Below are 14,782 nucleotides of genomic sequence, written 5' to 3' on the forward strand. Positions count from 1 at the left end.
GCTGTAAAACCGGTTTGAAAGAAATAATATGTATTTTTTAACCAGGGATTATCAACGAAGCACCATAAAAACACCTCCCCCCCTCCTGAAAGGCCTCGATGCATGGCTGCATTCATTTGTCGGGACATATATGAGAACGGGACATGATATCGTCCGTACATATCTTCAGGAAGCGGAAGCAATCGATTCGCGGCAAACATACTGGCATAATCTTTCACAGGAAACCCTTCATAAACATCTGATGCATTTGAAGGAAAGCTTCAGGCGGCGTGAACGGGGATACAGGCTCCGGCTACCCGACGCCCTCGGGGCGATTCGGGAAGCGGCGCTTCGTACGCTGGGTCTTAAGCCTTACGTCGTACAATTGACCGGCGCCCTGACTCTCTACAACGGGCATGTAGCGGAAATGGCGACAGGTGAAGGAAAAACACTCACCGCCGCCATGGCCGGCATCCTTTACGGCTGGAGCGGTCTTCCCTGCCACATCATCACCGTCAACGATTACCTCGCCGAACGTGATAAAAAATGGATGAACCCCCTTTACCGGTTTTGCGGAGTGACCGCGGGACATGTCGGGAGTGAAATGGAACCGGCCGAACGAAGGGAAGGATACCACAACGATGTCGTTTACACGACGAGCAAGGAAATCGTCGCCGATTTTCTCAGGGACCGACTCTGGCTGGGGACGCTTCAAAAAACCGGGAGGCGTCAAATCGCGTGGTTTTTGGGACGCCAGAGAAACATCGAGCAAGGGCTTGTTATGCGGGGTCTGCATTCCGCAATTGTCGATGAAGCGGACAGTATCCTCATCGATGAAGCGGTCACCCCCCTCATCATTTCGAAGGCGACGAGTAATGAATCCTTTATCGAAGCGTGCCGGCTGGCGTATGCCATAGCGGACGGTCTTGTACGAGGCAAGGATTACAAGGTCGACATCAAATTCAGGGATATCGAGTTTATAAAAGATATTTCAGGACTCATCGCAGAGAAGGTAAAAGACTCCGGATGTGCATTCAAAAGCACGAGCGGCTATAACGAACTGGTTCATCAGGCCCTGATCGCCAAAGAGTTCTTTCACAGGAACAAGGAATACATTATCCAGGAAGAACAGGTGGTCATCGTCGACGAGTTTACGGGCAGACAGATGCCCCAGAGGAAATGGCGGGCCGGTATTCATCAATTCGTCGAAGCAAAGGAAGACCTTCCCGTGACTTCACCGACCGAAACATTGGCGCGTTTGAGTTTCCAGCGCTTTTTTCGCTTTTTTCACAACCTCGCGGGTATGACGGGAACGGCAAGGGAATCCGCCCACGAACTATGGGATATATACGAATTGACGGTCGCGACGGTGCCGGAAAACAAACCCTGTATACGGAAAGAATATCCCGTTGAGGTTTTTCCGGATCAGGAATCCAAGTGGCGGGCGATTGTTCATGAAATCAGTGAAATGCATAAACTCGGCAGGCCGGTTCTCATCGGAACGCGCAGTGTAAAAGCGAGTGAAGCCCTTGCCGAGCGGCTGGAAAAGGAGAAACTCACCTATCAACTTCTCAACGCAAAGAACCACAAGAAAGAAAGCATGATTGTCGCACAGGCGGGAGAACCCGGTACCATCACCATCGCGACAAATATGGCGGGGAGGGGTACCGATATAAGACTCGGCAAGGGTGTTGCCGAACGGGGCGGATTACATGTTATCGCTTCGGAATGTCATGAATCAAAAAGGATCGATCGCCAGCTTTTCGGCCGGTGTGCACGCCAGGGAGATCCGGGAAGCTCCCGTCTCTTTGTCAGCATGGAAGATGAATTGGTTGAGCGATACGCACCGAGGTCATTGAGGGAACTGATAAAGTGGCAGGTGGGTAATGCAATACCCGGTTCACGATTCGCGGGAAAACAGGCGATTCAATGGGCACAGTGGACGGCGCAGTCAATCGCTTATAAAAGGCGGCGGTCGGTGCTCAATATGGATACATGGCTCGATGATTCTCTTTCGTTTGCACTCAAAGACATCCAGTAGCACTGACGGCGTACACCGGGGAGAACCGGGCGTCCATACCGAAACAAACTCTTGTTACCATACCGGGTGAGATTGACAAAATAATTTTATTCATGTATAAAAGGATATCGGTTGAATAAAAGAGCACAGGCATTGTTGCAGAGATGCGGTATTGTCAAAACGAATATCGAAAATTCTTTATGCACCGGGCGACATGTGGCGTTCGGCTGATTCAGACGAACCAACAAGCCAATACAACCTATTAAAAAAACCATACGGAAAAACAAGGAGACGATAATGAAAAAAACCTGTTTGCTTTTATTATGTGTTTTGATCTTCATTCCGCATATTTTCGCCCAGGAAGAGGTGGCACCGGTTACTTTTTTGTTCGGACCACGGGTCGGTGTCTCAGCGGTAATTCTGGATCAAGATGATTTCAATGATCAAATCCAGAAGATCATATCAAGCGACGACAAATATTTTCCCGTCTTCACCGAAATCGGATTCAGCAGCCAGCAGCAAATCGATCTCGGCGATTCGAATAATTACCTCGTGATCGAACAAAACATCTTCATAAGCGGTCTTGATCAGCGTTTCGCACTTCCCTTTATCACATTGCTCATGTGTTATCGAATGGACATCGGTCTCGAAGCGGGCATCGGTCCTTTCTTCAGTTTTTTCAATGATACGGCCGAAAGACTCCAGATGCAATTCGCTTTAACCTACAGCCTGGGCTGGAATTTCAAGGGGAAAAATTTCTCCGTTCCGCTTAATCTCTATTTTATCCCTTATCCCAGTTACGGAAATCCCCGGTTTACGTTTACGGCGGGAATAAATTTCGAAGTCAAGGATTAAATCCCGGTTTTTCGAGAGATTGTAAAGCGGTGACAAAACACGATACCGTGCAGCCTATAATGTAAAAAACGGTGCATCATCGCACGATAACCGGAAGGCGGCATATCTGTTTCGCCGCGGGCGGGAGGTGACGGAAAAGTGGATGAGAGACGATCGTACAAAAGGTATTGCCTCATTGTCTCCGTCAAATATTCGTACAATGCAAGCCGCACAAAGGGCAGCGCGAAAACAAAGAATATCAGCAACGGCGGGATCTGCCTCACCTCCCACCAGAAGCTTCTTCTCAATCATCTTGTGGATCTCGAGTTTTCCATGCCCCGCAAAAAGATAAAGGTACTCGGGAAAGTCGTCTGGAGTGAAGAGTCACTTCCCCATCTTTATGAAAACGGCATCGAGTTCGTCGACATAGAAGAATCCGACAAAAAGGAAATAAGCAACTACATCAACACACGCTGACCCGAACGTCCCGCGAACGGAATCGATACGTATCGTTCGGTTATGTGTAACTTTCTCTTCCCCGGGATGTTTTATATTCAGACAGAGGAATGCATATACGGTCTGTCGTCGTACGACCAGGAAATGAGAGGTTTTTCCGGAAACGGAAAACCTTCCATTCTATATAAGAGGTGAAGGGAGAACCCTGTATACGAGACGAAAGGGAATGCGGGATGAATAGAGAATATCCCCTTGCTCGGGGGATAAGCCGATTCCTTCTCGCAAAGAAGGAACTCAACTAATACACACTTCCTCCTTATATCACGACTGATTTCTGGAATACTCCCCATGTACTGCTTTTTTTAGTTTGAAAGAAAGCAGGAAACAGATTTCAGCGTCAGTTCTCGAGTTCATACCGGCCCGGACGATCGAGAAAACAAGGGTTCTCCTTCACTTTTTCATCCTCATATGACCCCCCGCAGGGGCAGCCGGAGTCCACACGCATGTCTTTCACACGCCTATACTCACAATAACCGGACAATCCGTTTTTTCACGTTTTACTGTTTGTCGCTTGATTTTTTACGGACAAGCCGTTAGAATTTCATCGATATATGTGCTTATGATCAAAAAAGTTATAGCTGGAAACATTGTTATTTATCTGTCCCTCGCATTGGCTTTTTCCGTCGCGCTCGTTGTCTTCATTCTGGCGGGAATGGATATCGTAATACAAACGATGACGGGCATCGCTATTTTTCTCCTGATTATTATCTGCATGTTCCTTTTCATCAGAATGAAAAGCGAGTGCCGGGAGATCAAGGAAAAACTCAAGGTCATTCCGGAAAAAGGCCTCTCGTACATCGTCGAACTCAATTTCAAGGAAAAGGGAACCGATGAAATCGGACAACTCTCCCATCATCTCAACCTGATGCTTCAGGAGATAAAAAAGGTCTTCTGGGATATCAAAGAAAATCTTTTTGAAACGAAAATAAGCATCAGCGCGCTTGAAAACATCAAACTCATCATGATCTCATATATCCAGAAAGTCGTGAATATCGGCAATGTGCGGCAGCAGTTCGAATCGATATGTAATCGCCTGAGTATCGCCTCTTCCTCCACGAAAACGATTCTGGGATCGATCATCGACCTGGCTAACCAGACAAGCCATGAAGCGGATGTAATCAATAAAACATCCGAGGCACTCACGACCCTTCTTTCCGCCATCTCCGTGATTACCGATCTTACCCTCGACAAACATAAAATGGCCGAGGAACTCAAACTGATCACCCAGCGCGGCGGCGAAAAGGTAAAGAACACTTCCGATATCATCACGGTCCTGAACGAGAACACGGACGAAATGCTCAAAATAATCGAAATTATCAATCATATTACCGAATCGACGAACATCCTCTCGATCAACGCGGGTATCGAAGCGGCCCACGCGGGAATCCACGGCAAGGGGTTCCGGGTTATCGCGGATGAAATAATGAAACTCGTCGACTCGACGAGAAAGAACGCCGGCAATATCTCCCGCCTGCTCCACGACCAGATCAATAATATCAACATTGCCCTGAGCGAGAGTCATAAAAGCGGCAAGACATTCAGTGATGTTTCGCAGGAAGTCGAAAGTGCGGCAAATACCTGGATTGAGATTTCGAACAAGGCACAACAGATGGCGGACCAGACCAAGGAAATTCAGGATGCAACGGAACGGATGCTCTTGATCACAAAAGCGGTACAGGAGGCCTCGACAGCCATCAAACAGAATGTCGAAAAAATCAATCTCGAGACCCACGATCTCGATGAGGCAACGACAAAAACGCTGGATATTCTGGAAAAAGTGACGGTGACGAACGAGGAATCGAAACAGTCCACCGTTGCGGTTCTCAACCAGCTCAACGAGATAGGTAAATTCGTTACGGTATTGAACAAATCAATCGATTTTTTTAATCTGGGTAAAAAAGTATATTTTCTCTTTCCGGACGCATCGACCGTTCACTACATCGATATCCTTTTGTCCCATGAAATAGAAGCCTTTGCAATCGGCGACCATTCAATATGCAAACCGGTACTCAAGGAACAAAAAAATTCGCTTCTCTTCATCAACTGCGACAATATTCCTTCCCGGTTTCAGTTCTCCGAATTCGTAAAATCCATCGCCAGATTGCCGGAACTCAAGGGTCTCAATATAGGTCTTCTCACCTCGAACAACTCACCGCCCTTTCCCGAACTCGGGGCGAAGCAGAAGTGTGAATATATCGTCATTGACCCGGACGATCCCGGTTTAAACGCCCGAACAATCCTTTCCTACGCCGAACGGCATAAGGCACGTGGATTACGAAAGCAGATACGGGTCGACTGCGAAGAGGGCGACGCGGTGAGTGTCGACATAACGATCGACAAACGGACACACACCGGCCGCGTCGAAAACATAAGCTCGGCCGCGCTCCTCTGCTATATCGAGGAGGACATTCCCCAACTGAAAAACATGAAACGGTTACCGGTTTCCCTCATGATAAAGGGAAACGAATATCCGTTAGTGTGCAGGCAAAGCATCGGAAAAAAAGAACACTACGTTATTCTTATTTATCAGACCGATACGCACAGGGAAACCTTTCGGGCAATAAAGCAATTCATCCGCCAAAAAATCGAAAAACACTTTGAAAAAACAATCGCTTGCTTTCGCGGCTGAGTTCTCCGTCGTACTTCACGCCGTTCGTCCGCCTACAGCCGGGTTATCGACCCGCCTCTTTCCCCGACGCGCGGCTTTCAGTGAATACGAAGCGTTTGTCGAGGAAAAACTTTATTGTGTAGCCGGCCGCGAGTCCGAAAAAACCGCCCACGAGATGGCTGTTTTCGAAATGAAAGGCAATCTTGAAAAGTATTTCGACACCCCAGAATACGGCGGTGGTGACAACGGCGAGCATGCCGTAGACGACGACCTGTCTGACCGTATGGCCGATCGTCTCGTGCTTTTCCCCGAATACGATGAATTTGTCGAGAAGAAACTTGGCGGTAAATCCAAGGATCGTGCCGGTGAGAAGCGAGACGACAAAAACCGGCTCCAGCCCGAAAACGGACACATCCGGCTTGCCGCGGAAAAGGCCCATCGCTTCCAATGCGGTTGCCGCCCCGTACTGGCTTCCGAGATTCACCGCGGTGCAGACGGCGGCAAACAGCATATACATGCCGTATTCCCGTTTCATCCCGCCCCTACAACATCCCGTCCAGATCGATTCCGATCGACTTGAGAATGAGAAGCGCCTTGATATTCATCTCATAGTACCGGTACCGGCCCGCCCTGATAAGCGCCTTTTCATAATCACTCGTTCCTTCACCGAACATCCCCACGACTTCCTCTTCGATAAAGGCGATCTCTTCATCGCCGTACACATAATAGGTGATTTCGACTTTTTCACTTGTTCCGTCGAATAACCTAAAGTCAGCGACAATGGCGTATTCCACGCCGTAGCCGTAGACTATCTGATCGAGCCGTACGGTATAATCGCCGCCCTGTTTCTCGAACGACGCCGCTTCGCATTCCGTTTTTTCAGTTTCCTTGTTGACGATTGCAAACGAGGCGTTTTGTATCGATACCCCCTGCCTGAACTTGAAATAAAGCGGATCGATCACGAGACTCTCGTCGGAGCGATATGTTTTTCCGAACGCTAAAGAAAATCCCCCTTTCAGCTCCCCGGCGCCGATCGCCCCGAGATACGGCATGTACCATTCGAGGATTTTCGTTTCATTCTCTATTCCTTTTGACCTGAGGACCGTTCCGCCGATACATGAAATGTAATTGTCCTTGAGTTCGGGATTAATCTCGTCGAATGCGGATTTCTCGAACGAAACGGGAAAACGGGTATAGACAACCGGTCCGGAATTAAGCCCGACCTGGACTTTTCCCCGTTTTTCACCTTCGGCGAGGGCAATCACGCTCTTTTTATACACTTTTCCGCCCGGTTTCACCGGGGCCGCCGTCCCGCCATATGTCTGAACAAGCTCCCCCCTTACCGATAGAACGATACCGATGATCCCCTCGGAATCATCCGCCCGGGCGGCGATACAGATCAGCAGCATGAAAACCGCGTGTACGGCCTTCCGGGGATACCTTGCCCTGTTCATCGTGACACCTCCTTGTCCATACTATACACCGTTAACGGGTAAATTTCCATTGATAAAGCTTAATCCTGGCATACGATAGTTCCTTAAAATCACGGGCCTCGACCTCACCGGCTGCCGATAGCCGGTCCATGAACTCCTTTGTCACGAGCAGGGTATTCAGCCTGTCACCTGTCTGAAACAAGCTTGCTTCGACGGCGTCATTGATTCCCGAACCGCTTAATGAATAATTGATCTCGCTTCCCGCCCCCACGCAACCCGCGTAGCATTCACATACGTGCAGGCAGATATCGAACGAAGCGATATACGCCTTTTTTCTGCCGTACTGTGCGTCTATAAAAGTCTGCCACTTCCCGACCTCATCGAGGCACTGCCGGGCACAGGCAAAGGCCCTCGCTTCACTTCCTTCTTCAGGGAGAGGAATATTCCAGAAACCAAGTACCCCGTCCATCCCCAGAACAAGATGGTTTCCTTCATGATGCTCGATCGCCTTGAAAACAAGGGAGAGGTATTTTTCATAGATGCTGGTGTAGCGTGTCGCATCTTCCTCGGTTTTTCCGAAATCCGGGAGTTTTCTCGGGAAGACCGCCATAATCACGCCGTCGGGAATCACTTTCGGCCGTTTCCATTCTTCCACATCCCTCAGCTTCTCCATCTGGGACGCCGAAAAAACCCTGCTCGCGACCATCTCGTATAATTCGTACCTGTTTGTCGTCAGAATAAAACGCAGAATTGCGATAATCCCGAACGTCATGAGCGAGAAGGCGAACGGGGTAGTTATCGGAATAAAACAACCGAAACAGAAAGAAACAAACGAAACAAGAATAAAGACGGTAATAACGCCAAAAGAAAAAAGCAGACTTTTTCCGAGCTCCTTTGTCCATGAAAAAAACAGGACCGCGCCGATAACCAGGATCGATAACACAATCATCAGCCAGGAAGGACACTGATCGATATAAAACCGGTGCCGCAGATTCGAGAGGGCCGTTACATGGCTCATGACACCCATCACCGTCTTTTTCTCGTAGGTAAAGGGATTTTCTCCCACAGCGGGCGTCAGGACGACATCGTTTTCTTCACCGGACTCAAGGAGGAATTCCGGCATCATGGATTGTGAAACGAAAAAATACTCAACCCCCGAAGCGCTGTCATTCTTCTTTATAAAAGGCTGTCCGAAGTAATTGTCGAGGCTTCGGGAAGAGTTTTCGAACCGGGGAGAAACGGTGGAAAGCCATATATAGTTGTTTTTGAACTCTAAAATATCCCTGCCGGTAAAAAAATTGTAGAAAATCTGTTTCCCGAGGTCATGATATCGCTTGCCGGTCGACTGTTCGAGCCGTCTTTCGATATCGCTTTCTTCCGCGAATCTGCTTATTCCTTCGGCGAAATCGGTAAAAAAATCGTATCGTCCGTCTTCCTGCTTCTCCATGACCTCCCCGGCCAGAAACATGGCAAGGGACATGGAGCAAAATGTTTTCCGGTCCCATATCATGAGCGGGATATAGCCGATCGCCGCCTTGATATCTTCCCCGTTCTCGAACCCGGACCGTACGCTCCCCTTTGCGACATGGAGGTTGCCGATAAACATCCTGTCGCCGAGTGCCGGATCGATATCGGTAAGCGGCCAGTAGAGACGGTCTTCGAGAAGGTGCGAGCGAAGGGTCGTTACCGTATCGGGCCTGCGGACCAGAAGCCCGCCGAACACGACAAACATGTTTTCCGGCATCCCGCCGAGCACCCGCCTCATCTCCCCGAACACTTCGGCCGCTTCATGTGCGGCAAAGGCGTAGTCGATGCCGGCGACAACACGCTTTTCTCCGTGATTTTCCGCGTAATCGGCGATGACATCGAGTGCTTCCGCGATCATATCGTAATACGTGATCCCTTCATCTTCCGCCATGAACGCGAGGCGCGCTTCCGGATCGATCCCGATGCAGTAAATATCCTCTAAATACGCTTCCGCCCCGCTTTCAGGGATCATCATATTCCGCAGCTTCGTGAAAAGCGAAAATTGATAGAGGGGATTGGAAAAAAAGACGACACCCCAGATGAACATGAAAAGTCCGGCCAGAATCGAAACCGTGGTTTCAATAAACAGGGGAGACAGCTTCAATTCCTTTGAATATTTCCTGAGGGAAAAAATTTTCTTAAACGCGTGTATCGTGTATTTCATTACCCCTGCAGAAAGGGGCCGCGTGCGGCCGGAGGACCGGGCGACCCCTTCGTCGTCCGGCTACTGGACATAAAACATGAGGAACCCGACATGCGCGGCCCTGTTTGCCGTCTTCACACCGGTCAGTTTGACCATGACATGCATTTCCATGGTCACCGACGGGGTGAGAATGACGTCACTGTCGATCCCGTCCGTGTTACCGTTGAAAATGAGGTTCCAGTTGTTGTCGTAGACTTCGATATCCACATCGGTGGCTTCCGAACTGGCGGACGCGATGAAAACGTAATTGGTTCCGTAATAAAACGTCCCGTCTATCTGAATGTACTGTCCTTCCTGCATGTAAAAGATCTGTCCCGCGTCGTCGGGTACCGTCACCGCATATCCCTCGTTCTGAAGGTAGACGATCGCGGCTTCCGCGTACGTCAGCAGATTCTCGATCGCCTCTTCCTCTGAGGCATGGAGGAACACACAGGAAAACACTCCCGTTATAACGATACATACCAGTATTCTTTTCATCATCTCATCCCCTCCTCTCATTTAACCATTCCATTGATCTCAATGGCAAGCGCGTTTATCTGTTCCACGACGTCCCTTGATATCGAACCGGTTTCGTCCAGGCTCATGAGATCGAGCAGTTTCGATGTCATCTCGAGGATGTTTTTGTAACGTGGTTTCTGATGCTGGAGATTCAGGTCCGTGAATCTGGCCTTGAAATATCCTGCTTCCGCCTTGCGGACAAGGGCTGAGGCAGTTTTCATCGAGTAGTTTTCGAGGATAATACTCGAGGTCTGCCGCAGCGCCTCGATCCAGGCGCCGAACTCGATCATCACCGACTCCCCCCTGTTGCCGATCGCCTCGAGTGCTTCGATGACCACATCCTTGAGAGAATTCAGGGCCTTTTTTACAAGCTGGGCCTTTTTGTTCTCGTCCTTTTCGCCGAGCGCATCCACAAGCCCCTTTGCCGCGGTCTCTATCTCATCGGACTTGATATTCAGCCTGTCCGCGGCATCCTTGATCGAACCGCTTATCTTTTCCGCCGTCTCGTAATCGTTCAGGAAAACGGCGAGCAGTGCGTTTGCGCTTTTTACACCGATGTGATAACAAATCACCTCACGGTCGGTTGCCGTAATACCCGACGACGTATCGAGCCAGGCGGACCACAGCGATATGTCCGTGTCCGCGATGAGCGCGTTCAACGCCTCGTCGGGATTCGATAACCGGAAAATGATAATATTGTGCTGCAATGGTTTTTCCTGCGGCCCGCATCCGGCTGCGAAGAGCAACAGGAATATCAAAAGCGGTATTCCGGTAAAAACCTTCGGATTTTTACGCATACAAATTCCTCCTTAATTTAAATAAATTCTGCAACCACTTATTTTATAGTGAATTCGGGCGCCTTTTTCAAACGGAAAGCCCCCGGATATTTTTTATTTTTACACACACCTTATAATTTTCCGAGTATCGCGATCGTCGCCAGGTGAAACAGGACCGCATAAACCAGAAGCACGGCCACATTGTAGCGGATCGTCAAAAAAGTGAACCGCCCCCATACCTTTTCATGTGCCGGAAAAATATTCATGTCCCTCAGCCAGAGCGATACATCCCCCGTCCTGCGGTGTTTGATCATGGCGAGCCATGCCGGCGTCCGCGCGACGGCGAGTTCTTTATGGACCGCCTCGTTTACCTCATAAAGGTAATATTTCGTGTAAAACCCGTTCGGCCCGGCTTTTTGAAAAATCGCTTCTATCTCGGCCTTTTCGGACGCCATGAGGCCGCTTCTCAGACGATAGATGGCGTTGTCCGGGTCTTCAGTGTAGTAGGAAGCGAGTTTTTCGGCTCGTTCGGGATATTCGGTCTCCAATTTCTCAAGAAGCCGGCCCGTAAAGGTGTCTGAAGATATCCTCGCGGGGATTTCCCCGGCCGGCGCCCCGGAAAGCCGCCTGAGCGGGGTGTATATCAGGCGGTCACTGTCCCAGCCGCCGCCATTGTCCCTTTCATACGCCTTTTTGATCGTCATGATATGATCGGTATCCGTGACCTGATACAGGGGATTCAAATACTCGCTCGCGGAAAGAAATCCTTCATACGACCATCGGGCAAAGGTAAGGTTGGAATAAAGGGGAATTTCCTTGTTGACGAGTTTGCCCATATCGGAGAAGTCGACAAACATACCCCCGAAAATGATCTGGGGAATGATGATGAGCGGGATGATGTTGAACGCGGCGAGCTCGCTCCGGAGAAGCGATGAAACGAGCAGCCCGAGCGCGAAGGACACATAGGTGGTGACGAATCCCATGAGAAGGAAATAGAAAAAGGAATTGGAGACCGGAAGGTGCGCCAGTTCGGGAGGAAGCGAGACGGGAATCCGGAGGATGATGAATCCCGGGATAAGGTAGAGACATACCTGGAGAAACGCGAACAAAGAAAAGGTAATCGCTTTGGAAACGAGATACTGCCACGGTTTTATATCCACGATCTTTTCGCGGATCAGCATCGGCCTGTCCTTGATGACTTCGTTCACACTCGACATCAGTCCGAAAAAAATAAAAATGATCGCGGAAAGGAAGAGGTATTTGGTCAGCTGGGTATTGGAAAAATACATATACGGTTCGCCCCCGCCCCTGAGGAGAAATGCGAGTATGAGTCCGAGAGTGAGGGGAACGAGAAAGGTCATCACCATGTTGGTCAGGTCCTTCCGCTTTTCCGCGAATGTCCGCCTGAAGAGGGTCAGAAGAATACCGAGCTTTACGGCAAAAGGGCGCTTTACCGCCGGCGGGAGTCCGCCTGCCGCCTCTCCCGCTTCACCGGCCCCTCTGTTCGCGTCCGCTTCCCCCGCCGCCTGTTTGGACAGATAAAGCTGTTTCCAGTAATCGGGTTCATACCGGCGGACGGGGACCGGAACGGATTTCGGCCGCCGGAACAGCTTCCGGAATATCCCGGCGACTCCCCTTCCCCACTCCTCCTTTTCCCTGTAGAGAGGAAGACCGTCTTTTCCCGATTCCTTTTTTTCGAGGACATTGAAAATAATCTCCGGATTCACGTTTCCGCAGGACGGGCATTCGATAAAATCGTCGCGCACCGGAAAGAATTGCTTGAAATACCCGATCGCTTTCATGCTGTCGCCGTAGTACGCGAGTTTGCCCCCGACATCGAGGAGAAGCAGCTTGTCGAACTTCTTGTAGATCTCGGAGCCGGGCTGGTGAATGACGACGAACACGATCTTTCCCTTCTTTGAAAGTGATGAGAGAAGGGAGATGATCATCTCCGAATCCTTTGACGAGAGTCCCGATGTCGGTTCGTCGAGGAAAAAAAGGTCGGGATCGGAAAGCAGTTCGAGACCGATATTGAGCCGCTTTCGCTGGCCCCCGCTCAAAACCTTCTGAACGGGGCTTCCCACTTTCAGATTTCTTTTGTCGAGCAGCCCGATATCCTTTAGCACGGTCTGTACGAGGTAATCGATTTCCCTTCCGGACTTTTCCGGCATCCTTATTTTTGCCGCATACTTCAGATTTTCATACACCGAGAGATTTTCCAAAAGCAGATCATCCTGCGGCACGTACCCGATATAGTGCCGGACCCTGTCGAAATTGGCGAAAAAATCCTCTCCATTGACGAGCACCCTTCCGCCGGAAGGCCGGTAATATCCCAGCAGCAGTTGAAGCAGGGTGGATTTCCCCGCGCCGCTTGCCCCCATGAATCCGACGAGTTCTCCGCTTTTCGCCTCAAAGGACACATCGTCGATCCCGATCCTCCCGTTTTTAAACCGGTAGGAGAGACGGTCGACGGTAAACCTGTTGAAATGGACGAATGAGGTGACGATCTTTCCCGTTCCGGTATTGAAAAGCAGGCGGTTTTTTCCGATGGTCAGCGTCGAGTCGCGATCGATCGAAACGGATTGCCCCTCTTTCACTTCTTCGGAACCGAGATAAACGGGATACGGCAGTTTTTCGGCGGACAACGTAAAATGCACGGCCTCATCGCGCCTGTGCGGGGTGATGGTCAACGACAATGGTTTTTCCGACATATCATCGATATAAATATCCGCGCACTGATCCCGGTCGCTGATAACGAGGGTATTTTTTTCCGGTGTAACCTCCTTGAGGGCATAGGTATCACGGGTTTCCGAAAGAATTATCTCCCGCAACGGGATCCTGAAACCGCCGGCGAGTACCACGATATCGTTCAGATTGACAAAGGAGAAATCTTCGACATCGGTCCGATTAATGACAAGCGATATCCCGGAAGACGTATTTTTGTACAATCGAATGATATTGGCGTCGATATCCATTCTGAAATCGGCCTCTGAAAAGGAAATCTTTTTTACCATATTCCCGTTTTCATAGGCAAAATATATCCGTTTCGTGTAATTGTTGCGCTTGAGTCTGAAAAAGAGGTGAATATCCGCGAGACGGACGTCCTTATCGCCCAGCGAAAGCGTCTTCCTCCCGTGAAGCGGGACGATCTGCCCGTCGTGCACCAGTTCTTCATCGATAAACACGCGGGATGACGAGCGTTTGTTGACGAGAAAGAAATTCTCCCTGATATCGAATATTTCGACATTGCTTCCGGGATAGATGAGATCGAAAGTGTGGGGATCGCCGCCAAAAGAAATTTTCCTGTTTACGTTCCCGATATATTCGTACTGATATGCGTCGACCAGCAGGCTTTTTATCAGGTCCGAATCCTCTGCGGAAATGGAAAAAAAACCGCATATATTGTCGAAAAGGCCGAGTTCACTCTCCGTAATACCGTCCGCGCCGAACAATTCATATATTTTTATCAGAAGCACGATCTTCCGCCGGTAATCCTCCCCATACGCCTTGTTGACATTGTCGATGATCGATTCGAGGACGGGTTCTTCCTTTAACGCGGAAAGGAAACCGTTGAACACCTCTTCAGCGACATCCTTGGGGTAATATTCCCTGATATATTTGCTGAAAAAATCGATCTCCTGATCGGATACCTTGCCGTCCGCCTGAATGACATAAGCCATAAGCCGGACGAGATTGAGATGCTCCAGACCCGCGTTCTTGTCTTCCATAAGAGAAGGCCTCCGTTAAAAAAACGTCTGTAGTATGAAGTATAATGATGAAAGCGTGGAAGTCAAGGAAACGGGGCACCCCCCGGGCATCTGCCCGCACGTTGTATGGTCGTCCGCGCGTTATGCGCGGTCACCCGCGTGTAAGCCGCGGTCACCCGCG

General features: G+C 49.8%; 10 protein-coding genes. 4 read left to right on the plus strand and 6 right to left on the minus strand.

The window, feature by feature from the left end; all coding sequences use genetic code 11:
• Nucleotides 1–28: 28 nt before the first annotated feature.
• The 4 genes from JW881_04780 to JW881_04795 all read left to right on the plus strand — a co-directional run bounded on the left by JW881_04780 (nucleotide 29) and on the right by JW881_04795 (nucleotide 5,978).
• Complete coding sequence (locus JW881_04780; protein MBN1696807.1) at nucleotides 29–2,020, plus strand: hypothetical protein; 1,992 nt, start codon at nucleotides 29–31, stop codon at nucleotides 2,018–2,020.
• A gap of 276 nt (nucleotides 2,021–2,296) precedes the next feature.
• Nucleotides 2,297–2,854, plus strand: coding sequence for a hypothetical protein (locus tag JW881_04785; protein ID MBN1696808.1), 558 nt, complete (start codon nucleotides 2,297–2,299; stop codon nucleotides 2,852–2,854).
• A 138-nt stretch (nucleotides 2,855–2,992) separates the two neighbouring features.
• Nucleotides 2,993–3,310, plus strand: coding sequence for a PilZ domain-containing protein (locus JW881_04790; protein ID MBN1696809.1), 318 nt, complete (start codon nucleotides 2,993–2,995; stop codon nucleotides 3,308–3,310).
• Nucleotides 3,311–3,908: 598 nt separating this feature from the next.
• A complete protein-coding gene (locus JW881_04795; GenBank protein ID MBN1696810.1) occupies nucleotides 3,909–5,978 on the plus strand; it encodes a hypothetical protein in 2,070 nt (689 codons plus the stop codon).
• A 43-nt stretch (nucleotides 5,979–6,021) separates the two neighbouring features.
• Here the strand turns inward: JW881_04795 and JW881_04800 are convergent, their stop codons facing one another.
• The 6 genes from JW881_04800 to JW881_04825 all read right to left on the minus strand — a co-directional run bounded on the left by JW881_04800 (nucleotide 6,022) and on the right by JW881_04825 (nucleotide 14,622).
• Nucleotides 6,022–6,492 (minus strand): GtrA family protein, encoded by a 471-nt coding sequence (locus JW881_04800; protein MBN1696811.1) that lies wholly within the window; start codon nucleotides 6,490–6,492, stop codon nucleotides 6,022–6,024.
• A gap of 7 nt (nucleotides 6,493–6,499) precedes the next feature.
• A complete protein-coding gene (locus JW881_04805; GenBank protein MBN1696812.1) occupies nucleotides 6,500–7,411 on the minus strand; it encodes a hypothetical protein in 912 nt (303 codons plus the stop codon).
• A 31-nt stretch (nucleotides 7,412–7,442) separates the two neighbouring features.
• Nucleotides 7,443–9,581, minus strand: coding sequence for a hypothetical protein (locus tag JW881_04810; protein MBN1696813.1), 2,139 nt, complete (start codon nucleotides 9,579–9,581; stop codon nucleotides 7,443–7,445).
• A gap of 60 nt (nucleotides 9,582–9,641) precedes the next feature.
• A complete protein-coding gene (locus JW881_04815; GenBank protein MBN1696814.1) occupies nucleotides 9,642–10,100 on the minus strand; it encodes a hypothetical protein in 459 nt (152 codons plus the stop codon).
• A 14-nt stretch (nucleotides 10,101–10,114) separates the two neighbouring features.
• Nucleotides 10,115–10,915, minus strand: a complete 801-nt coding sequence (locus tag JW881_04820; protein ID MBN1696815.1) for a hypothetical protein — start codon at nucleotides 10,913–10,915, stop codon at nucleotides 10,115–10,117.
• Between the two features lie 110 nt (nucleotides 10,916–11,025).
• Complete coding sequence (locus tag JW881_04825; GenBank protein ID MBN1696816.1) at nucleotides 11,026–14,622, minus strand: ATP-binding cassette domain-containing protein; 3,597 nt, start codon at nucleotides 14,620–14,622, stop codon at nucleotides 11,026–11,028.
• Nucleotides 14,623–14,782 lie beyond the last annotated feature (160 nt).

This window comes from Spirochaetales bacterium, from assembly GCA_016930085.1.
GTDB lineage: Bacteria > Spirochaetota > Spirochaetia > SZUA-6 > JAFGRV01 > JAFGHO01.

Bases quoted from the DNA above. Each gene is read 5' to 3' on its own strand.
- JW881_04815 (MBN1696814.1), bottom strand. From the start codon at position 10,100: ATGATGAAAAGAATACTGGTATGTATCGTTATAACGGGAGTGTTTTCC.
- JW881_04785 (MBN1696808.1), top strand. From the start codon at position 2,297: ATGAAAAAAACCTGTTTGCTTTTATTATGTGTTTTGATCTTCATTCCG.
- JW881_04820 (MBN1696815.1), bottom strand. From the start codon at position 10,915: ATGCGTAAAAATCCGAAGGTTTTTACCGGAATACCGCTTTTGATATTC.
- JW881_04825 (MBN1696816.1), bottom strand. From the start codon at position 14,622: ATGGAAGACAAGAACGCGGGTCTGGAGCATCTCAATCTCGTCCGGCTT.
- JW881_04810 (MBN1696813.1), bottom strand. From the start codon at position 9,581: ATGAAATACACGATACACGCGTTTAAGAAAATTTTTTCCCTCAGGAAA.
- JW881_04800 (MBN1696811.1), bottom strand. From the start codon at position 6,492: ATGAAACGGGAATACGGCATGTATATGCTGTTTGCCGCCGTCTGCACC.
- JW881_04805 (MBN1696812.1), bottom strand. From the start codon at position 7,411: ATGAACAGGGCAAGGTATCCCCGGAAGGCCGTACACGCGGTTTTCATG.
- JW881_04795 (MBN1696810.1), top strand. From the start codon at position 3,909: ATGATCAAAAAAGTTATAGCTGGAAACATTGTTATTTATCTGTCCCTC.
- JW881_04780 (MBN1696807.1), top strand. From the start codon at position 29: ATGTATTTTTTAACCAGGGATTATCAACGAAGCACCATAAAAACACCT.